Below are 19,718 nucleotides of genomic sequence, written 5' to 3'. Positions count from 1 at the left end.
CGCCACGGCCGCGCCGCCGCGGGTGCACATGACCGGCTCGGAATGGTTCGGATCGGCGCCCGGCGGGCTCAACCGCTACTTCACCGATCTGTTCGGCGCGCTGTCCGCCCGCCCCGAGATCCGGGTATCGGCCGCCGCGTTCGGGACGGCGCCGGTGGGCGGACAGTCCTGGGGACCGACCGGAGGCTCCACGTGGCGCCGCGCACGTACCGCGTTCCGGGACGAGGCGGCCGCGGCGCCCGGCGGCGCGGCCGTCCTGGATCGGCATTTCGCGCTGTACGGCCCGCCGGCCCGCCCTTCCCGCCGGCGGCGGCTGGTGGTGCATTTCCACGGACCGTGGGCGGCGGAGAGCCGGCTGGCCGGCAGCGGCGCGCTGGCGGCGGGGGCGAAGTACGCCCTGGAACGCCTGCGCTGCTGGCCGGCGGACAGGTTCGTGGTGCTGTCCGAACATTTCCGGGACCTGCTGGTGCACGACTACGGGGTACGCGCGGAGGCGGTCACGGTGATCGCGCCGGGCGTCGATACCGCGCGCTTCCGGCCGACTCCCCGGCCGGAACACGACGCACCCGTCGTCTTGTGTGTGCGTCGCCTGGAGCACCGGATGGGTATCGATGTGCTGTTGCGGGCCTGGCCCGCGGTGCGCGCCGCCCACCCAGAAGCCCGGCTGGTACTCGTCGGCACCGGCACCGCCGAGACGGCGCTGCGCGAACAGGCCGGAAAACTCGGCGCGAGCGTGACGTTCGCCGGACGGACCACCGACACCGAGTTGACCGGCTGGTACGCACGCGCCGCGGTCACCGTGGTGCCGTCGGTGGCGCTCGAGGGGTTCGGGCTCATCGCGCTGGAATCGCTGTCGGCGGGGCGGGCGCCGGTCGTCACCGACTGCGGCGGTCTCCCGGACTCGGTCCGCGGCCTGGACTCCTCGCTCATCGTCGCGGCCGGCGACGCCGACGCCCTGGCCGCCCGGATCGCCGCCGCGCTCGACGGCACCGTCCCCGACCCCGACCGTTGCCGCGCGCACGCGGGAACCTTCTCCTGGTCCGCGGCCGCCGACCGGCATATCGCGCTCTACCGGGAGCTGACCGGATGATCCGCGCTGTCTTCCTCTCCCACACCGCCGCCCCGTCCGGCGCCGAACTCGCGACGTTGCGCCTGCTCACCGCCCTGCGCGACAGCGACGCGGTCGCCGCTTCGATGCTGCTCACCGCGCCCGGCCCGCTACTGGACCTGATGCGCGCACGCCGGATCCCGGTCACCCTGTGCGATACCGATTTCGACAGCCGATCGCTGACGATCGCCGGATCCGGGGCGGGCCGGCTGATCACGGGCGCCGTGGAACTGGTGCGCCTGGGGGCGCGGCTGGGCGGCGCGGTGCGTGCGGACGGCGCCGACGTGCTGGTCGCGCAGAGCACGAAAGCACTGCTGATGGGCGCGGTCGCGGCGCGCCGCGCGGGAGTGCCGCTGGTCTGGCAGGTGCACGACCGGGTCAGTGCCGAATACTTCGGCCGGCCGCTCGCGGTCGTGCTGCGCGTGCTGGGCTGGGCGGCGGTACGCGGCGTCGTCGCCAACAGCCGCGCCACCTTGCGCACTCTCCACACCCGGGGACGGTTTTCGGTGGTCGCCTATCCGGGTGTCGAGGACACCGCGGCGGCCGGGCGAGTACCGCAACGCGACCCCGGCGCGGTGCGAATCGCCATGGTCGGCCGGCTGACCCGATGGAAGGGTCAGGATGTCCTGCTGCGCGCACTCACGCTGATGCGCCACCGCCCGAGCGCCGTCCACCTGGTGGGCGGCACATTCTTCGACGAGCAGGACTACCGCGCCGAACTGGAACGCACCGCCGCCGAACTCGGTCTGACCGTCGACTTCGCCGGTCACGTCGACGACCCCGCCCTGTACTACGCACAGGCCGATATCGCGGTGCACTGTTCGGTGCTGCCGGAACCGTTCGGTCAGGTCGTGGTGGAGGCGATGCGCGCCGGTTGCGCCGTCGTGGCCGCCGACGCCGGCGGACCCGCCGAGATCGTCCGGCCGGAGGTGGACGGCCTGTTGACCCCGCCCGGCGACCCGGTCGCCCTGGCCGCAGCCCTGGATCGGCTCGTCGCCGACCCGGCGCTGCGCACCCGGCTGGGTGCGGCCGCGCGGGACCGGGCCGCCGATTTCGGAATCGCGGCCACCGCGCGGGCCGTCACCGGCCTACTCGAACAGGTCGTCGGCCGACAGGCGGTACCGGCACGATGAATCTGTCCAGCCAGCACACCATCCCGATCCGCATCGTCCACCGCCACTATCCGGTCTCGCTGGACGGATTGCGGGTCCCTGATTACGACCTGCCGACCGAGATCATTCCGGCCTTCGCCGACTGGCCGACCGAGAAACTTCCGCTGATCACCACCGTCCCCGAGCAGGCCGCGGACGAACCGCGGAGCAGAGCGGCGCGGTTGCGGGAGCTGGCGACCGTCCTGCGCGATATCGCCTACGTCAGTTTCGGGAAATACGGCCAGTACCTGGTGACGGTGGCGACGCTGCCGCTCATCGCGCGGCTGCTCGGCGCCTCCGGAATGGGACTGCTGGCCATCGGGATGTCGTCCTACTTCCTCGGCTCGCTGATCGTGGACCTGGGGATCACCTCCTATCTGGCCGCCCGCGTGCAGGACTCGGGTACCGACCGGGACGTGGTGAACCACACGCGCGGCACCTACCTGGCGATCCGGGGCGGAATCCTCGGTGTGCTCGGTACCGCGCTGGTGGCGGCGGTCCCCGCCGGGGCGCCGGAGTACCTGACGATGGTGCTGCTGGGTTTGTTCGTCGGCGGCTTCTGGTCGATGTCGGAGGACTGGGTGCTGATCGGGCAGGGCAGGTTCGGCGCGTCGACCCTCTACCAGTCGATCGCCCGGGTCGGTTACCTCGCCGCGCTGCTGACACTGCTGCCGCGTTTCCCGACCGCCGCCATGGCGATGCTGTGCTTGCTCGGGTCCTCGGTGATCAGCCTGGCACTGACCTGGTGGGACACCTGGCGGACGTTCGGTCCGCCCGGACGGCCGCGCGGGGCCTGGAAACTGCTGCGCGCGGCGCTGCCGGTGGTGACCGGACGACTGCTGGTCACCAGCTACGGGCAGGGTGCGGCGGCGGTGTACGGGGCGGTGCTCAACGCGGTATCGCTCGGGCTGTACTCCGCATCGGACCGGCTGGTGCGGGCGGTGCAGTCGCTGCTCGACCCGATCGGGTTCGCGCTGCTGCCCCGAATGGCCAAACGCGGTGGCGACGAACGGTTCTGGCCGGACGCGCTGCGCGGGCTCGCGGCATGCGTGGCGATCGCGTGTGTGGCCACCGTGGCGCTGTGGACGGCGGCGCCGCTGATCATCCCGCTCGTGTTCGGCGCCGAATTCGGCGGCGCGGTGGGGGTGCTGCGCCTGGAGGCGGTGATCCTGCCCGCCACCACGGTGACCTCGTTCGTCACCACCGCCGTGCTGCCGGTTCGCCAGGACACGGTCGGCGTGCTGATCGGGTCGGCCGCCGGTACCGCCGTGGCGGTCTGCGCGCTGCTGCTCACCATGCGCACCCATTCGCTGTGGACGCTGGCGGGCGGCATCGTGGCCGCCGAATTCGCGGTGGCGATCTGGTATCTCGCGCGGATGCGCGCACTGATCGTGCGCGAACGCGCCGGGTTGATCGAGCGCGGACGCGCACCGGGCGCAATGCTGCCCGCCGACGCGGGTGAAAGAGGAACGCCATGAGGATTCTGTTCGTCGGCGACGACTGGCTCGGCAGCAACGCCCGCTCACTCGCGGAGGGGTTCCGCCGGCTCGGGCACGAGGTGATCGTGGTCGATTCGACTCCGGTGACCCTGCCGCCGCGGCTCTCGCCGTCGTGGCTGTATGCGAAAACCGGTGAGCGCCGGGCACCGTGGACCGTCGATCAGGTGCACACCCGGCTGGAGCGGGCCGCCGCCGAACTGCACCCGGACCTGGTGTTCGGCTTCAAATCGGTGTACCTGGACCAGGGCCGGCTGCTGGAGATCCCGGCCGCGCTGCACGTGCACTACAGCCCCGACGACGTATCCAACCCCGGGAACACGACCGCGGACTATCTGGCGCACGAGCCGGAATGGGACATGGTGGTCACCACCAAACGGCACAATCTGCCCGAACTCGCCGGCCGCGGTGTCCGCCGGACCCTGTTCGTGCGCAGCGCCTACGACCCGGCCTGGCATCATCCCGCCGCGCGGCGCGGCACCCGGCAGTTCCTCGTCGGGTTCATCGGCGCGTGCCGTCCCGACCGGCGACCCGGCATGGTGTCGCTGGCCCGCACCTACGGATCACAGCTGCTGGTGCGCGGCCCGGGCTGGCGACGGGTGCGCCAGTTGCAGACCACCCGCGCCGCGGTCGCCGGACCGGTGTACGGCGAGGATTTCGCGATCGCGGTGGCATCGGTGACCGCGAACCTGGTGCTGCTCAATTCCGATAACCGCGACACCCACACCTGCCGCACCTTCGAGGTGCCCGCGTCGGGCGGACTGTTCGTCGGCGAACGCACCGACGAACACGCCGAACTCCTCGACGACGGCACCGAGGCGTTCCTGTTCTCCAGCCGCGACGAACTCGACGAGATCCTGGAACGCTGCGCGCTGTACCCGGATCAGGCGGCGAAGACGGCCGAGGCCGGGTACCGGCGGGTCGTGGAGGGCGGCCACACCTATACGGACCGGGCGAAGGAGATCCTGCGTGCACTGGACTGAACCGGCCGGACCGGTCGCGGCGGGACCGGTCCGGTGCTGAACGAGCTGACCGCGAATACGCCGCTGGTGGTGGTCGTCGCCGCGCTGGCGACCATGGTGTGCGCCGCCCTGCTCACCCGCGGCGTGCTCCGGGTACTGCTCATCGCCCAGGCGTTGTACTGGGCGATGTCGTATGTCGCACGGCCGGTCGTACTGCTGACCGTGCAACCCGAACCCCGTTTCGGCGACAATGTCGCCGACCCGCGGCTGGCCGAGATCGGCTACGACGTGGGCATCGAGGCGGCGCTGCGGCCGGTGGCCTTCGGCCTCACGGTGTACGCGCTCATCGTCCTCGCCTACGTCCTCTGGGACCGCCGTCGGCCGCGACCCGGGCCGGTGCCGCTGGCCGGCGACCCGGACCTGGTCGGCACCCTGTGGGTCCTGTACGCCCTCGGGACCGCCGCGCGGCTGCTCAGCGTGGCCACCGGCGCCGCCGGCCAGGCCGGTGACGTGCAGAGCGCCTCGCCGGTATTGAGCCTGCTCACCATGCCGGGCACCATGGGTGCGGTCGGGTTGATCGTATTCGCCCGTCCGTCGCGGCAATCCGGCACGATCCTGCTGCTGGGTGTGTTGATGGCCGGCGAATTGTGGTGGACCATGGCCACCGAGTCGAAGACACCGGTCCTGGGGGCCGCGTTGGCGGTCGCCGTGCGGTTCGCGCTCACCGGCTGGACGCGGGCGAAAGTGCTGGGCATCGGGGCGGTGTCGGTCACCGGGATCGCCGGATTCGACTGGCTGCAATCGCTGAAGACCTCGCCGCAACTGCGCGCGGAGGCGGCCGCGGTGGACGGCGCCTACCCCGACGCGGTACGCCCGTTCCTGAGCCTGCTGCGCCGTTTCGACCTGCTCGAGGCCGCGACCGACGCCTACTACGTGGGGCCGAACTACTGGTTGAGTCCCGGGGAAGTGGTGGGGCATCTGGCGCGCAGCATGGTGCCGGCCCAGTTGCTGGCGGACGAGAAGCTGCACGCCGGAACAGCGTGGGCGGCCGAGGTGCGCGGCGCCTCGGTCGATATGAGTCAGGTGTCGGTATCGCTGGCCGAAGGCAATATCAGCGAGGGGTACGTGATCGGCGGATTGCCGGGGGTGGTCGTCGGCGTCGCGTTCACCGCGGTGGTCCTGGTGGGGTGGTCGCGGTCGCTGTACGCGCGGCATCTGGTGCCGGTGCTGTTCGGCATCGCGTTGATCGAGGTGCCGGTGGTGTTCGAACGCGGCATGCTCGGCAGCGCCGAAACCCTCGGCAAATATCTACAGGTCGTGGTGCTGGCCTGGCTGGTGCGGCTCCTCGTGGGCCAGTGGCGGCGTACGCACTCCCCGCCCGGGCGGCAGCGCGGGGAACATGATCGAGAATCGCCGATCGGGCCGGCCGCGGCACCGGTCGGCGCGAGCGTGGGAAGTGAAGGAAGACAATGATGGAACTGCCCGATTACCTGCGCCTGTTGCGCCGCTACTGGGCGGTGTTGCTGGCGGGTCTGGTGCTCGGACTGGGCCTGGCGGCGTTCCAGGCCGAATCGACGCCCAAAACCTATACCGCCACCAGCACCCTGTACGTGTCGATGGCGACCGGCACCTCCGTGGCCGACTCCTATCAGGGCGGTCTGGCCGCCCAGCAGCGGGTGCGGTCCTACCTCGAACTGGTCACCAGCGATCATGTCCTGGACCGGGTCATCGGCCAGCTCGGTCTCGACCTGGACCGCGACGAACTCCGCGGCAAAGTCCTCGCCGACACCCCGCCCGCGACCTCATTGCTGCGGGTATCGGTAACCGATGAGGATCCGGAGACCAGCCGTATACTCGCCGACCAGGTGGTGGCCCAGTTCCGGTCGCTGGTGGACGAATTGGAGACGATCGAGGTCACCGCCGCCCCGGCGGCACGCGTCTCGGTCGTCGACGCCGCGCAGGCGCCGGAGGCGGCGAGCGGTCCCGGTGGCTCCCGGCTGCTGGCGGTCGGTGCGCTGGCCGGGCTCCTGCTCGGCGCGGGCGTGTCCTACCTGCTGGATCGACTGAACAAACGAGTGCGCGATATCGCGGAGCTCGAAGCCCTCGGCCAGCCCGTTCTCGGTACGGTCCCGCTCGGCGCCGACGGGGAACTGGCGGCGTTGCGGTCGGTGCGGGCACGGCTGCCCGAGTCGAAGCAGCTCGTGGTCACCGGGTTCGGCGCCCGCACCGAACCCGCGCTGACGCTCGGCCTGGCCACAGTCCTCGGCGCCACGGGCGCCCGGGTACTGGTGATCGACGCGAACACCCTCGGTACCGGCGTCTCCGGTCTGGTTCCCGATTCCCTGCTCCAGTCGCCGTCGGGCAACGGTGAATGGCCGGTCCGGGACGGCGGCGATCCACGCCGGGAACTGGTCACCGCCGCGTCCGGGCGCACCTCGGCCGCCATCCGCGGCGAGGTCTTCGACCCGCCGACGATCAAGCTGGATCTCCGTGCCAAGGCCGGTACCGCGCTCGATGAGCTGCCCGCGCCGGCCGCCGCCTTCCCGACGACTACCGGCGCGCGGGCGGCCGAGGGTCTGGCCGCGGTCCTGCGCGAGACCGTCCAGCTCGACGAGGCGTTCATCCCGTGGCCGGACAGATCTGTCGTGGTGCTGGCGCTGGGCAAGGCCGATGAGCACACTCCGGATCTGCTGGCGTCGGCCCGTTTCGGCACCCTGCTCGCCGACGTCGCGAAACGCTTCGATCGAATCGTCGTGGACATCGCGCCCGCCGACGCGCCCGCTGTTACCGGCGAGTCCGTCGGTGTCGTGGGCGGGGTCCGGCTGGGCGCCGAACGCCGCGACCGGATCGAGTCCGCGATCGACGCGCTCACCGGTACCGGCGTCACCCCGGCCGGTATCGTGGCGGTCACTCCCCGCCGGACCTGGTGGCGGCGCTCGTGAGCGATAAGCGTTCCGCGGAAACCGGTGGGCGGCGCGGTGTCCAGCGCCGCGATCTGCTCGCCGCCGGGCTGGGCGCCGCGGGGATCGGCGCGGTCGCCGTGGCGGCGTCGGGCCGGGAGCCCGCACCTGTCGTCATATCCACCGGAACGGCGTCACCGACCATCCGTGACGTCCGCGCGTTCGGCGCCGTGGGCGACGGCGAAGCCGACGATACGGAGGCACTGGCCGCCGCGTGCCGCACCGACGGCACACCACCGGTGCTGTACCTGCCGGCGGGCGACTACCGCGTCACCGCCTGGCCCGATCTACCCGACCACTCGGTGGTCTACGGTGACGGCGCCGATGTCACCACGGTGTTCTGTGATCAGGACACCACCCTGGTCGATCTGGCGGGCAAACAGCGCATCCGGTTCGCGCGCATGGGTTTCTACCTCACCGGGTCGAAGGCTACGGCGGTGCGGCTCGCGGAATGCTTCCGCTGCAGTTTCGACACCGTTCTCATCCGTGGCAATCACCTCGGCGACAATCACCCCAGGTACGCCGCGCAGAAGGGTGTGGTGCTGGAAGCCAATACCGGTGGAACTTCCTTCATCGACTGCGATATCAACAATTTCGGTGTCGGCCTGACGACCTCCTGCATCCAGAACTACGTCACCTCCTCGAAGTTCGCCGGCAACCGCGTCGGCGTACTCGGCACCGGCAACGACCACAACGCCGGGTTGTCGCTCACCAATGTCGAGTTCGTCTCCGACGCCGATCCGGCGACCACCGACCGGCATCTGCTCATCGACGGCGCGGCCAACAACTGGTGGCTCACCAACGTGTGGTTCGAGGGCGCCGAGGTCGCGGTGCAGGTCGGCACGGCAGGCCGGGGCGGACCCTCGCAGTTCGGGATGGTGAACTGCAAGGTCGCCGCCAGGTCGTGCGATATCGATCTGATCTATTGCCGGCAACCGTATCTGGCGAATATCGCGTTCGACGCCGACCCCGACAGCCGCCCGGTCGAACTGCGGATCGACGAGGCCGGCTGCCCGGAGGGCGTTGCCGTCGGCCTGATCTCCAGCGCGGGCGACGAGATCGGCGCACCGGTGTTCCCGCAGAACTGGCAGGTCCTCGGTCGCGGTCATATGCTTCGGCCGACCTTCACCGGGACGGTGACGGCCCACGGCAGCGGCGCCGACGAGATCCTGCGCGCCACCGCCCCCGACGGCACCGGCCTGGCCTCGGTGCTGGCCAGCGGGGCGTGGCTGTCCGATCGCGCCGACGCCGGTGTGGTGCTCAAGGATCCGGAGGGCGGGTACTGGCGGCTCGTGGTCGCCCCCGACGGCGCCTTGCGTACCGCACCGCTGGGCCGGGACCGGCCGGTCCGCTGAGATGACCGGACACACACCTCGTTCACGGCGGCCCGGCGGGTGGCGGGTAGCGGCGGCGGGACTGATCATGGTAGCCCTGGCCGCCGTCGCCGGACGGCCCGTGTTCGTCGACCCGCAGCTCGACCCGCTGCGCCGCGCCGACGCCATCGTGGTGCTCGGCGGCACCCCGTACGAACGTTTCGATCTCGGCTTGGAACTCGCCCGCGAGAAGTGGGCGCCGGAGCTGCTGATCTCGGCCTCCACCGGCCTCGACGACCCGCACATGGACCGCTACTGCCGCACCGCGCAACCCTTCCGGGTGTCGTGTTTCGAACCGCGGCCGTGGACCACGCGCGGCGAGGCGCAGGAGATCCGTCGGCGCGCCGACGCCGAGGGATGGCGCCACATCATCGTCGTCACCTTCACCCCGCACATCTCCCGTGCCCGCTATATCGTCGGCCGCTGCTTCGACGGCGAACTCACCATGGTCGCCAGTCCCGGCCGCACCGACGCATTGTTCCGAACGTGGATGTACGTCCGGCAGAGCGCCGGATACCTGAAGGCCTTCACCGAATCCGGCTGTTGAGCCGCGAGACACAGGAGCGAGTGTGATCACCGAATTCCGGCGCAGCGCCGACGCCCAGGCGCGCCTGCACGAACTGGTGCCGGGCGGCGCGCACACCTATGCCCGCGGCGCGGACCAGTATCCGGAGGGTATGGCGCCGGTGCTGGTGCGCGGTCACGGCTGCCGCGTCACCGATTGCGACGGCAACGAATTCGTCGAATACGGCATGGGTCTGCGGTCGGTGACGCTCGGGCACGGCTACCGCCCCGTCGTCGACGCGGTGACCGCGGCGATCGCCGACGGCGTGAACTTCTCCCGCCCCACGGTGCTGGAACTGGCTGCGGCCGAGGATTTCCTGTCCATGGTGCCGGGCGCGGAGATGGTCAAGTTCGCCAAGAACGGCTCCGATGCCACCACCGCCGCGGTGCGGTTGTCGCGGGCCGTGACAGGCCGGGTCACCGTCGCCGCCTGCGCGCAGCCGTTCTTCTCCGTCGACGACTGGTTCATCGGCACGACGGCGATGTCGGCGGGTATCCCCGGCCAGCCGACCGTGTCCTTTCCGTACGGAGATCTGCCCGCACTGGAACAGGTGCTGGCCGGCCACGAGGTCGCGTGCGTGATCATGGAGGCCGCGACCGCGCTGCACGAACCCCCGCCCGGCTATCTGGCCGGAGTCCGGGAACTGTGCGACCGGTACGCGACGCTGCTGGTGTTCGACGAGATGATCACCGGATTCCGGTGGGCGGCCGGCGGCGCGCAGCAGGTCTACGACGTAGTTCCGGATCTGTCGTGCTGGGGGAAGGCCATGGGCAACGGCTTCCCGATCACCGCCCTGGCCGGGCGGCGCGAATACCTCGAACGGGGCGGATTGCGCACCGCCGCCGAGCGAGTGTTCCTGTTGTCGACGACCCACGGTCCGGAGACCGGCTCGCTGGCGGCGTTCCGGGCGGTGGTGCGCGCCTATGCCACGACCGATCCGATCGCCCGGATGGAGCGTGCCGGTCGGCGGCTGCGCGCCGGAGTCGAGGAGGTCACCGCCGAGTTCGGGATCGGCGACCGGCTGCGGATCGCCGGTCGTCCCTCGTGCCTGGTGTTCCAGACCCTCGATCCGGATGGAATGCCCTCCCAGGAGTACCGCACATTGTTCCTCCAGGAACTGCTGCGCCGCGGTGTACTCGGTCAGTCCTTCGTCACCTCCGCCGCCCACACCGACCCTGATATCGACGAAACCGTCGAAGCCTGCCGCGGCGCCGCCGCTGTCTACCAGCGCGCCCTCGAACAGGGCACGGTGGCCGGCCTGTTGGAGGGCCGCCCCGTAGCTCCCGCGCTGCGGGCCCACGCCGCGCCGCGCCGCCTCGCGGAGGTCGTGGGATGAGGTGGCGCAGTCGACCGACGGACAGCTCGGTGCGGTCGCTCGAACATATGGGGGTGGAGCCGGCCGGCTCGCGTGGTACCCGCCTGGCGATCGTGCACGAACGATTCACCGAGTACGGCGGATCGGAGGCCGTGGTCGGCGAGTTGGCCCGTACCTGGCCGCAGGCCCCGGTGTTCGCGCCGCTGGTCGATCCCGCCGCCGCGCCGGCCATCGCGCATCCGCCCTGGGACACCGTCACCAGCACCTGGCTCTCCCGCGCGCACGCCGCCACCGGCCGGCGCTCCCATGCCCCGCTGCTCCCGCTGGTCCCCCGCGCGCTGCGGCGCCTCCCCTTGCGCGACCGGTTCGACGCGGTGGTGGTCAGCCATCACGCGTTCGCCACCCAGGCGGTGTTCGCCACCGACGCCCCCGTGATCGCCTATGTGCACAGTCCGGCGCGCTGGGCCTGGGAACCCGCCTTCCGGGCCCAGGAGTCGAACAGCCCCGCCGGACGCGTCGCCCTGGCAGCCCTCGGGGCGCTCGCACGGCGCGGCGAGACCGCCGCCGCCCCCCATCTCACCGCGGTGGTCGCGAATTCCCGTGCGGTCGCCGACCGGGTCCGGGACTGGTGGGGTCTACCGTCGGACGTAGTGCATCCGCCGGTGCGTCTCGATCGCTTCGCGCCCGATCCGGCGGTGCCACGCGAGGATTTTCTGCTCTTCGCCGGCCGTCTCGTCCCGTACAAACGCCCCGACCTCGCCATCCGCGCCGCCCAGCGGGCCGGTTGCCGCCTGGTGGTGGTCGGCGACGGTCGCTACCGGCGGCGGCTCGAGGCGATCGCGGGCCCCGAAACCACTTTCCTGGGCGCCGTGCCCGATGCGGTTCTGGTCGATATGTATCGGCGTTGCCGCGCTCTGCTGATGCCCGGCGTCGAGGATTTCGGCATCGTGCCGGTGGAGGCGATGGCATGCGGCGCACCGGTGGTCGCGGTGGGCGAAGGCGGCGCGGTGGATACGGTACTGCCGGGGCTCAGCGGCGCCCATGTCCCGTTCGGTCCCGACGACGTGGTCATCGACGGATTCGCCGCGGCGCTCCGCGAGCGGGCGGCCACCGACCTCGACCCGGCCCGGATCCGCTGCCATGCGGAATCTTTCGGCCCGGAGGCGTTCCGGTCCCGCATGGCCGAAGTCGTAGCCCGGGTCCTGGTGACTCCGAACCCGGACCTGCCTGTCATCTGAGGAACCCGGACGGCGTCGCCGACCTACCCCTGCGCGACCCGGACCTCGGGCTTTGATCAATCAATGCGCATATCGCCGTATCGGCAAGTGGTGCTCGGCGGCCGGTCCCCCCGTCCCGAAACCCGAGCACCCCGCCCGACTCGCTCAGCTCATCGCACGCTGATACGAATCCCGTACGGCCGACGGAATACGGCCGCGATCGGGAACCTCGAACCCGTTGCCGCGAGCCCACTCCCGTACCACCTTCGCCGAGACCGTCTGCGCCACGATCTCCCGCCGCGCCCGGCGCAGCCGACCGACCTTGCGCGCGAACGGTGTCCACTTGCTCAGGACCGCGCGTAGCTCCCGCGCGTTCGCCTCGGACAGGTCGATCTCGTACATCAACCCGTCGATACCGAACGACACCGTTTCCGCCGCAACGGATTCACCGTCCAGGTCATCGACCACAGTGACAACAAGTTTGCGCGCCACGCCCTGATCCCTCCACTCACCACACCCGCCGGCCATCCCGGCGCCCCGGGAACCTTAGTAGCCCACACCGCAGGCGACCCACAGGAAACGCTGAGAAACCGATGAGAAAGCGCAACTCGAACAACCGAATCCGGCGTTCGCCCCGAAATCCGGCAGCCGAGTCCCGTAGTCCGGACCGGACGGCGTGGCACCGGCGCGGCGCCGCTACGGGAGCGGGTGCGCGGCGGCGTACAGGATGTCACGCAGTCCGGGCAGGGATTCCCGGTCCGTACGCCACACCAGCCGCAGGGAGAGCGCGGGGGCCGGAAAGTCGAGCCGGACGAGCGTGCCGCGTTCGACGCTGTCGGCAACAGCGATCTCCGGCAGCAACGAGATACCGAGCCCGTGTTCGGCCCAGGCACGCATGACGGGAACCCCACCGGACCTCACCCGGGTGGGGCCCGGACCGAGAACGGCCGCACCGGCCATCCAGAACGAGCATTCGGGCACATTGACCAGGAGCCGTTGACCGGCGAGATCTGGCGGAGTCAGCGAGGTCCGGTCCGCCAGCGAGTGCGTCGGGGCAGCGACCAGGGCCAGCGGCACGGCGTCGAGGTCGAGAAAGGACAGCGGCTCGGCGGGCGCGGGAAAACCGAGTTCGCCCAGCCTGTTTCCGGAATCCAGCAGCAGCACCGCGTCGAGGGCCCCCTCGGTCACCGCGCTCAGCAATCCATCACGTGCGCGATCGGCGCGGACGTCGATCTCGATATCGGGGCGGCGTTGCGCCAATCGGGTCAGGACCCGCGGCACATAGAACCCCGCCAGCGTCTCCAGCGCGCCGAGGCGGAACCTCGGCCGCTCGTCGCGGACCTCTCGCCGCGCCTGCTCGGCCTGTTCGAGTAGTTGCCGAGCCCAGGCGGTGAGGCGTTCGCCCGCCGGCGTGAGGCGCATACCCGTGGCCTCGCGGACGAACAGCGATACACCGAGGGAACCCTCGAGTGTGCGTATCTGCTGCGACACCGACGAAGGGGCGAGGTCGAGCGCGACAGCGGCCTCGGTGACGGTGCGATGGCGTACCACCGCCTCGAAGGTGCGCAGCTGGCGTAGTTCCATGCGCTGACCAACGACGCGCGGCGTTCGGAAATTCCGAATGACGTGTTCGAACCAGCCGGTGGAGCGTTTTCCCCGCCCACCGCAGAGTGGACCGGGTCGTACCCGAACTATTCAGGAGCAGTCACCGCTGATGAGCACTCTGCCGTCACCGACGTCCACGTCCACCGAGTCGATACCGGGGCGCACTCGTGCGCTGCTCGGAATCTCGCTCGGGTATTTCATGGTGTTGCTGGACATGACGGTCCTCTCGGTCGCCGAACCGGATCTGGCGGCCTCGCTGGGATCCTCGATCGCGGGCCTGCAGTGGGTCACCACCGGCTACACGATCTCATTCGCCGCATTCCTGCTCTCGGCGGGAGCGATTGCCGATCGATACGGCGCACATCGGGTATTTCGCTACGGCACAGCGGGTTTCGGAGCGTTGTCGTTGCTCAGTGCCTTCGCGCCGGATCTGGTGACGCTGGTCGCGCTGCGGGTGGCGCTCGGCATGGCGGCGGCCGCGTGCGTACCCGCCTCGATGGCGATGATCGCCCAGTTGTACCCCGAGCCGGCCCGGCGCGCGCGGGCCATCGCGAGCTGGGCGGCGATCAGCGGGGCGGCCGTCGCCGCCGGACCGATCGCGGGTGGCGCCCTGGTCGGGCTGGCGGGATGGCGGTCGATCTTCGTCGTGAACGCGCCGATCGCGGTGCTGGTGCTGGCGCTGAGCGCGGGAGCGGCGGTCACCTGCCCGCGTGGCGAGGGCCGCATCGACTGGCCCGCTCAACTGGCCGCCGCCATCGTGCTGGCGTTGTGCACCGATGCCTTGATCGCCGGTGGTGCGCAGTCGTGGCGCCACTGCGCGTTGTCGGCGGTGGGCGCGGTTCTCGCGACAGTGACGTTCGCGCTCCTCGAACAGCGCAGCACCGCGCCGGTGTTGAATCGCGCGCTGCTGCGCAGCCGCCGGGTGTGCGCCGGGCTGTCGGCGGGCGCGGCCGTGAACTTCGCGCTCAGCGGGGCGCTTTTCGTACTGCCGTTGTTGCTGCAACAGCAGCGGCAGCTGAGCCCGTTGCACACCGGTCTGGCGTTCCTGCCGCTCACCGTTCCGTTCGCGGTGATCCCGCCGTTCGCGGGCAGGCTCGTGGCTCGTATCGGGCCGGCCCGGCCGATCCTGGCCGGATTGTCGCTGCTGGCGGCAGGCGGGGCGGTACTCGGCGTGGCGGTCTTCGCGGCGGCGGGCTACCCGATCCTGGCGACGGGGCTGCTGCTCTCGGGCTTCGGCGTCGCCTTCGCACTTCCCGCTCTGGTCGCCGCCATCGTGAATGCCGCGCCGGCGGGTACGGCCGGATCGGTCGGCGGCATGCTCAACGCCGTCCGGCAGGTCGGCGCGACCCTCGGCGTGGCGATCATGGGGATGTCGGCCGGCACCGGCATCGGGTGGTCGTTGCTGATCTCGGCGGGTGTGTGCGCGACGGCCGCGGCCCTGTTCGCCGCCGCCGGCACGACGGGATGAGGGAGCACCGGTCACCTGACCGGCGGGTACCCGGCGACCGACCTCCCCGCCGCCGGGTAATGCACTGCCTCATGGCCTCGCATCGTGCGCGAGCCTGCGGTTGGTGACCCGCAACTGTCGGCCGGTGGTCGCGGCGAGCACCCGTGCCTGCGCGGGTGTCAACCGCCCGCACAGCCGGTCCCAGTGCAGCGCCACCACCTGGCCGGGGGCCGCGTCCGGAACGGCGGAGAAACCGTCGGTCCACACCGGAACCCGGCGCGTCCCGCTTTCTCCCAGACCCAGCCGGAGGCCGTCGTAGGTCAGCCGACGGCCTTCGATCAGCAGTTCGTCGTCCTGCCGGGACACGACGGCGCCCCAGCTGATACGGCAGTTGTCGAGTACGCGCAGCGGCTGATCGCCCCCGGCACGGGTGAGTAGGCGAGTCCACGGGTAGATGCCGAAGACGTGGAAGCAGTGATTCGCCGCCGCCTCCCCGACCAGCGAACCAGCGGCGAGGTATTTCCAGTAGTGGCCCGCGGCCGGGCCGATCACCGCGAGCAACTCGGTGACGAATGCCGCCGGGTCCAGGCCCGCGCCGATACCCCCGCCGATCCAGTACGACTCGACCAGCCGGTGGTCGAGCGGGTCGGGGAGTCCGCTCATCCGCGACATCACCTGAAGATAGGGCCACGCCCCGGTGAAGCGACGTGCCACGGCCCGCACCTCGTCGTCGGACCCCTCGCGCAGCACGGCCGCGTCGGCGGGTCCGCAGTAACCGAGCTGGTTCGGTGCGTAGGCGAACCGGGCGAACATCTCCGTTCCCCGTAGCGCTACGGCGTCCGCGCCGGGGTTCATCCGTCCACCGGCAATCCGCGCTGCCACCGCTGTTCCACCTCGCCGAACCGCCAGATCGCCGCCGCGAGCGCCCAGGTGAGGACGAACAGGGCGACGATGATGAACCCCATCGCGCCGAGATCGAGCGCACCGATCCACGCGAGCGGGCCCGAGGTGAGGTCGAGCTTCTCGGTCATGATCGAGATGATCTCCTGCGCCCCGATCAACAGCGCCACCGCGACCGACAGGCCGGTGACCACGAAGTTGTAGTAGATCTTGCGTATCGGCCCGGCGAAGGCCCAGCCGTAGGCGAAGTTCATGAACGTCCCGTCCAGCGCGTCGAACAGCGACATACCCGCTGAAAAGAGCACGGGCAGTACCAGGATCGCGTACCAGGGCAGATCAGTGGCCGCCGCGCCACCCGCGATCACCAGCAGGCCCACTTCGGTGACCGTGTCGAAGCCCAGCCCGAACAGCAACCCGACCGGATACATCTGCCGGGGTGTGCGCACCGCGCGCATCAGCGGCCCGAACACGCGATTCAACGCACCGCGATCGTCGAGTCGGCGTTCGAGTTCGGCTTCGTCGTAGTGGCCGCCGCGCATACCGCGGAACACCCGCCAGATGCCGATCAGTGACACCAGATTCAGCAATCCGATCAGGATCAGGAAGGTGCCCGACACTCCGGTGCCGAAGACACCGGTCCACTGCTGCAGTCGCGAGTTGTCGTCCTCGAGGTTGACCGCGAGGGCCTTCACCCCGGCCGCCAGCAGGGCGACCAGGACGAAGACGATGGTGGAATGCCCGAGCGAGAACCAGAACCCCACCGAGATCGGCTTCTGGTTCTCGGCCACGAGTTTGCGGGTCGTATTGTCGATCGCGGCGATATGGTCGGCGTCGAAGGCGTGCCGCATACCCAAGGTGTAGGCCGTGATCCCGAGGCCGACGCCGAACACCGTGCCGTCCACCAGATAGCCGCCGGGCACCACGAGGAACAGCAGTGTCGCGAACCCGATGAGATGCAACGCGACGATCGCGAGGGTCATCCCGGTGGCACTGCGCCGCTGCCCCGGATCCAGATCCCGCCATCCGTCCCGTATCGCCGCCGCCGACAACCGCGCCATCGGTGCACCTCGCTTCCTCACCGGCGGCAGTCCGGACGGCCCGCCGCGTCAACAGATTCGCGGCAGCTGCTCCCCCGCCGGCAGGTCGACCACACGGGTTCCGCCGAGCGCGGTGCGCGCCACCACCATTCCCGGATGCTCCTCGACACAGGTCCCGATCACCGCCGCCCGCGCCCCGAGCGGATGCGCGTGCATCGCCTCCAGGACCCGATCGGCGTCCTGCGGCGGTACGAACGCGACCAGCTTGCCCTCGTTGGCGACGTACATCGGGTCCAGGCCGAGCAGCCCGCAGGCATCGCGCACCGCGCCGGGCACCGGCAGCGCGGTCTCGTCCAGCGAGACGCCGACACCGGCGGCGCGGGCGATCTCGTTCAGGGTGGCGGCCACCCCGCCGCGGGTCGGATCGCGCAGCACGTGCAGATCGGCGCCGGTGTCCAGCATCGCGGCCACCAGACCGCCCAGCGGCGCGGTATCGCTGAGCACCGTCGTCCCGAATTCCAGACCTTCCCGGCAGCTCATCACCGCGATGCCGTGCACACCGATATCACCGCTGACCAGCACCACATCGCCGGGCTTCGCGCGCTCGGGACGAATATCCACAGTGTCGGGGAGGACACCGATGCCGGCGGTGTTGATGAATATCCCGTCCCCGTGTCCGGCGTCGACCACCTTGGTGTCGCCGGTCACCAGTGAGACACCGGCCGCGGAGGCCGCCGTGCCCAGCGCCGCCGCGACATGGGCGATCTCGGACAGGGCGGTGCCCTCTTCGAGGATGAACGCCGTGGACAGCACCAGCGGACGCGCACCGGACATGGCCAGATCGTTGACGGTCCCGTTGACCGCGAGCTCACCGATCGAACCGCCCGGGAACACCAGTGGTTTCACGACGAAGGAGTCGGTCGAGAAGGCCAACCGGGCCGCCCCGACCCGGACTACGGCGGAATCGCCCATTCCCGCGTCGGCGGCGGCCCCGAAGGCAGGTAGGAACAGGTGCTCGATCAATTCGCCCGACATGGCGCCGCCGCCACCGTGACCCATCACGATATTCGGCGAATCGCGCAGCGGCATCGGGCACACCCATCCGTCCGCGTCGATCGTCGCCGCCGAGGGTGTACTCAGATCGTCACGCATGGGCCACCTCCGCGGGCTGGTCCAGGCGGCGGTACAGGTAGTAGGCGGCGCAGGCGCCTTCGGAGGACACCATGGTGGCGCCCAGCGGGTTGCGCGGCGTGCACTGGGTGCCGAACGCGGCGCACTCGTTCGGTTTGATCAGCCCCTGCAGTACCTCGCCGGACCGGCAGACCGCCGATTCGGCCGCATGCATCTCGCCGACGGAGAACCGATATTCGGCGTCGTAGTCGCGGTAGCGCTCCGAGAGCCGCCACCCGCTGCCCGGTATCATTCCGATGCCGCGCCACGCCCGGTCGGTCACCTCGAAGACATCGGCCAGCATGGCCTTGGCGGCCGGATTGCCCGCGTCCGATACCGCCCGCGGGTACGCGTTCTCCATCTCGTGACGACCGGCCTCCAGTTGGGCAACCGTGCGGCGGATCCCCTCGAGGATGTCCAGCGGTTCGAAGCCGGTGACCACCATCGGCACCCGGTACTGCTCGGCCAGCGGCGGATACTCCTGGGTGCCCATCACCGTGCATACGTGCCCGGCCAGCAGAAAGGCCTGCACCCGGCACAGCGGTGACTCCATGATGGCGGCGATCGCCGGTGGCACCAGCACATGCGACACCAGCAGCGAGAAATTCTCTATGCCGAGCCGCTGGGCCTGGTAGACGGTCATCGCGTTGGCCGGGGCGGTGGTCTCGAAGCCGATCCCGAAGAAGACGACCTGCCGATCCGGATTGGCTCTGGCCAGTTGCAGGGCGTCCAGTGGCGAATAGACCACCCGGACGTCCCCGCCCTCGCTCTTGACGTGGAACAGATCCTTCTCGCTGCCCGGAACCCGGAGCATATCGCCGAACGAGCAGAAGATGACCCCGGGCCGCGCGGCGATCTCGAGCGCCTTGTCGATGACCTCCAGCGGGGTCACGCACACCGGGCAGCCCGGACCGTGGATCATCTCGATCTGGTCCGGCAGCAATTGATCGATCCCGTGCCGGATGATCGAATGCGTCTGCCCGCCACACACTTCCATGATGGCCCAGCGGCGGTCGGTGGTGGCGCGAATCCGGTCGAGAAGATGCTTGGCCAACTGTGGATCACTGAATTCGTCGAGATATTTCATGACTCCTCCTCGGGATCGCGCTGCCGCGCCGTGTCCGGGTTCTCCACACCCGCCTGCGCCGCCGCGACGGCGAAACCGTCCGCGAACTCCTCGTTCAGCACACCGAGGTGTTCGAATTCGGCCAGGGTCCGCAGCGCCGACTCCTCGTCCAGGCGCTGGATGGCGAATCCGACGTGGACGACGACGTAGTCGCCGATCGCCGCATCCGGGATGTACTGCAGACATACGTCCTTGTGCAGGCCACCGAAGTCGACGACCGACATCAGGGTGCCGTCGCGCTCCTCGAGGCTGAGCACCTTTCCGGGAACTGCCAGGCACATGATCG

Annotated in this window: 18 protein-coding genes; 11 read left to right on the top strand and 7 right to left on the bottom strand. The window is 70.3% G+C overall.

Annotation, left to right across the window (positions count from 1 at the left end):
- Positions 1-28: 28 nt before the first annotated feature.
- Genes OG804_RS05815 through OG804_RS05770 form a run of 10 tightly spaced genes read left to right on the top strand, consistent with a single transcriptional unit; the run spans position 29 to position 12,168 of the window.
- On the top strand, positions 29-1,090 hold the full coding sequence (locus tag OG804_RS05815) for a glycosyltransferase family 4 protein (RefSeq protein ID WP_328398263.1): 1,062 nt from the start codon (positions 29-31) through the stop codon (positions 1,088-1,090).
- Positions 1,087-2,241: a glycosyltransferase family 4 protein gene (locus OG804_RS05810; RefSeq protein ID WP_328394632.1), complete on the top strand. Its 1,155-nt coding sequence runs from the start codon at positions 1,087-1,089 to the stop codon at positions 2,239-2,241. Before OG804_RS05815 ends, OG804_RS05810 begins: the two co-directional genes overlap by 4 nt.
- Positions 2,238-3,737: a lipopolysaccharide biosynthesis protein gene (locus OG804_RS05805; RefSeq protein ID WP_328394630.1), complete on the top strand. Its 1,500-nt coding sequence runs from the start codon at positions 2,238-2,240 to the stop codon at positions 3,735-3,737. Before OG804_RS05810 ends, OG804_RS05805 begins: the two co-directional genes overlap by 4 nt.
- Entirely contained in the window at positions 3,734-4,738 is a 1,005-nt protein-coding gene (locus OG804_RS05800; protein WP_328394627.1) for a CgeB family protein, read from the top strand. The genes OG804_RS05805 and OG804_RS05800 overlap by 4 nt, the downstream gene beginning before the upstream one ends.
- A gap of 33 nt (positions 4,739-4,771) precedes the next feature.
- Complete coding sequence (locus OG804_RS05795) at positions 4,772-6,190, top strand: hypothetical protein (RefSeq protein ID WP_328394625.1); 1,419 nt, start codon at positions 4,772-4,774, stop codon at positions 6,188-6,190.
- Positions 6,187-7,659 carry a hypothetical protein gene (locus OG804_RS05790; protein WP_328394623.1) on the top strand — a complete coding sequence of 491 codons (1,473 nt, stop codon included), beginning with the start codon at positions 6,187-6,189 and terminating at the stop codon, positions 7,657-7,659. The genes OG804_RS05795 and OG804_RS05790 overlap by 4 nt, the downstream gene beginning before the upstream one ends.
- Positions 7,656-9,032, top strand: a complete 1,377-nt coding sequence (locus tag OG804_RS05785) for a glycosyl hydrolase family 28-related protein (RefSeq protein ID WP_328394621.1) — start codon at positions 7,656-7,658, stop codon at positions 9,030-9,032. The genes OG804_RS05790 and OG804_RS05785 overlap by 4 nt, the downstream gene beginning before the upstream one ends.
- Before the next feature lies 1 nt (position 9,033).
- The gene (locus OG804_RS05780; RefSeq protein ID WP_442941753.1) at positions 9,034-9,597 is read left to right on the top strand and encodes a YdcF family protein; all 564 of its coding nucleotides are present in this window, start codon (positions 9,034-9,036) and stop codon (positions 9,595-9,597) included.
- A 25-nt stretch (positions 9,598-9,622) separates the two neighbouring features.
- A complete protein-coding gene (locus OG804_RS05775) occupies positions 9,623-10,951 on the top strand; it encodes a glutamate-1-semialdehyde 2,1-aminomutase (RefSeq protein ID WP_328398261.1) in 1,329 nt (442 codons plus the stop codon).
- A gap of 47 nt (positions 10,952-10,998) precedes the next feature.
- On the top strand, positions 10,999-12,168 hold the full coding sequence (locus OG804_RS05770) for a glycosyltransferase (protein ID WP_328398259.1): 1,170 nt from the start codon (positions 10,999-11,001) through the stop codon (positions 12,166-12,168).
- Between the two features lie 144 nt (positions 12,169-12,312).
- Here OG804_RS05770 and OG804_RS05765 read toward each other — a convergent pair whose 3' ends face one another.
- Both OG804_RS05765 and OG804_RS05760 read right to left on the bottom strand, forming a co-directional pair.
- Positions 12,313-12,639, bottom strand: a complete 327-nt coding sequence (locus OG804_RS05765) for a histone-like nucleoid-structuring protein Lsr2 (RefSeq protein WP_328394617.1) — start codon at positions 12,637-12,639, stop codon at positions 12,313-12,315.
- Positions 12,640-12,843: 204 nt separating this feature from the next.
- A complete protein-coding gene (locus OG804_RS05760) occupies positions 12,844-13,731 on the bottom strand; it encodes a LysR family transcriptional regulator (protein WP_328394615.1) in 888 nt (295 codons plus the stop codon).
- Between the two features lie 130 nt (positions 13,732-13,861).
- On the opposite strand from OG804_RS05760, the gene OG804_RS05755 reads away from it, so the two are divergent.
- Positions 13,862-15,220 (top strand): MFS transporter, encoded by a 1,359-nt coding sequence (locus tag OG804_RS05755; protein WP_328394613.1) that lies wholly within the window; start codon positions 13,862-13,864, stop codon positions 15,218-15,220.
- A 69-nt stretch (positions 15,221-15,289) separates the two neighbouring features.
- On the opposite strand, the gene OG804_RS05750 is transcribed toward OG804_RS05755, so the two are convergent.
- The 5 genes from OG804_RS05750 to OG804_RS05730 are packed head-to-tail and all read right to left on the bottom strand — an operon-like array spanning position 15,290 to position 19,713.
- Positions 15,290-16,012 (bottom strand): DUF6390 family protein, encoded by a 723-nt coding sequence (locus OG804_RS05750; protein ID WP_328398257.1) that lies wholly within the window; start codon positions 16,010-16,012, stop codon positions 15,290-15,292.
- Positions 16,013-16,050: 38 nt separating this feature from the next.
- Complete coding sequence (locus OG804_RS05745) at positions 16,051-17,157, bottom strand: HoxN/HupN/NixA family nickel/cobalt transporter (RefSeq protein WP_442941752.1); 1,107 nt, start codon at positions 17,155-17,157, stop codon at positions 16,051-16,053.
- Positions 17,158-17,205: 48 nt separating this feature from the next.
- Complete coding sequence (gene hypE, locus OG804_RS05740; protein WP_328394611.1) at positions 17,206-18,288, bottom strand: hydrogenase expression/formation protein HypE; 1,083 nt, start codon at positions 18,286-18,288, stop codon at positions 17,206-17,208.
- The gene (gene hypD / locus OG804_RS05735; protein WP_328394609.1) at positions 18,281-19,393 is read right to left on the bottom strand and encodes a hydrogenase formation protein HypD; all 1,113 of its coding nucleotides are present in this window, start codon (positions 19,391-19,393) and stop codon (positions 18,281-18,283) included. The genes hypE and hypD overlap by 8 nt, the downstream gene beginning before the upstream one ends.
- Positions 19,390-19,713, bottom strand: coding sequence for a HypC/HybG/HupF family hydrogenase formation chaperone (locus OG804_RS05730; protein ID WP_328394607.1), 324 nt, complete (start codon positions 19,711-19,713; stop codon positions 19,390-19,392). The genes hypD and OG804_RS05730 overlap by 4 nt, the downstream gene beginning before the upstream one ends.
- Between the last annotated feature and the right edge of the window lie 5 nt (positions 19,714-19,718).

It is taken from the genome of Nocardia sp. NBC_00416 (assembly GCF_036032445.1).
Classification (GTDB): domain Bacteria; phylum Actinomycetota; class Actinomycetes; order Mycobacteriales; family Mycobacteriaceae; genus Nocardia.
The sequence above is the reverse complement of the archived record's forward strand: the minus strand, read 5'-3'. Positions and strand labels throughout refer to the sequence as shown.

What these genes read in the sequence shown, in the direction of transcription:
- OG804_RS05790 (WP_328394623.1), top strand. Translation starts at nt 6,187, where the DNA reads ATGATGGAACTGCCCGATTACCTGCGCCTGTTGCGCCGCTACTGGGCG.
- OG804_RS05800 (WP_328394627.1), top strand. Translation starts at nt 3,734, where the DNA reads ATGAGGATTCTGTTCGTCGGCGACGACTGGCTCGGCAGCAACGCCCGC.
- OG804_RS05815 (WP_328398263.1), top strand. Translation starts at nt 29, where the DNA reads ATGACCGGCTCGGAATGGTTCGGATCGGCGCCCGGCGGGCTCAACCGC.
- OG804_RS05805 (WP_328394630.1), top strand. Translation starts at nt 2,238, where the DNA reads ATGAATCTGTCCAGCCAGCACACCATCCCGATCCGCATCGTCCACCGC.
- OG804_RS05760 (WP_328394615.1), bottom strand. Translation starts at nt 13,731, where the DNA reads ATGGAACTACGCCAGCTGCGCACCTTCGAGGCGGTGGTACGCCATCGC.
- hypE (WP_328394611.1), bottom strand. Translation starts at nt 18,288, where the DNA reads ATGCGTGACGATCTGAGTACACCCTCGGCGGCGACGATCGACGCGGAC.
- OG804_RS05780 (WP_442941753.1), top strand. Translation starts at nt 9,034, where the DNA reads ATGACCGGACACACACCTCGTTCACGGCGGCCCGGCGGGTGGCGGGTA.
- OG804_RS05755 (WP_328394613.1), top strand. Translation starts at nt 13,862, where the DNA reads ATGAGCACTCTGCCGTCACCGACGTCCACGTCCACCGAGTCGATACCG.
- OG804_RS05745 (WP_442941752.1), bottom strand. Translation starts at nt 17,157, where the DNA reads ATGGCGCGGTTGTCGGCGGCGGCGATACGGGACGGATGGCGGGATCTG.
- OG804_RS05810 (WP_328394632.1), top strand. Translation starts at nt 1,087, where the DNA reads ATGATCCGCGCTGTCTTCCTCTCCCACACCGCCGCCCCGTCCGGCGCC.
- OG804_RS05750 (WP_328398257.1), bottom strand. Translation starts at nt 16,012, where the DNA reads ATGTTCGCCCGGTTCGCCTACGCACCGAACCAGCTCGGTTACTGCGGA.
- OG804_RS05770 (WP_328398259.1), top strand. Translation starts at nt 10,999, where the DNA reads ATGGGGGTGGAGCCGGCCGGCTCGCGTGGTACCCGCCTGGCGATCGTG.
- OG804_RS05730 (WP_328394607.1), bottom strand. Translation starts at nt 19,713, where the DNA reads ATGTGCCTGGCAGTTCCCGGAAAGGTGCTCAGCCTCGAGGAGCGCGAC.
- hypD (WP_328394609.1), bottom strand. Translation starts at nt 19,393, where the DNA reads ATGAAATATCTCGACGAATTCAGTGATCCACAGTTGGCCAAGCATCTT.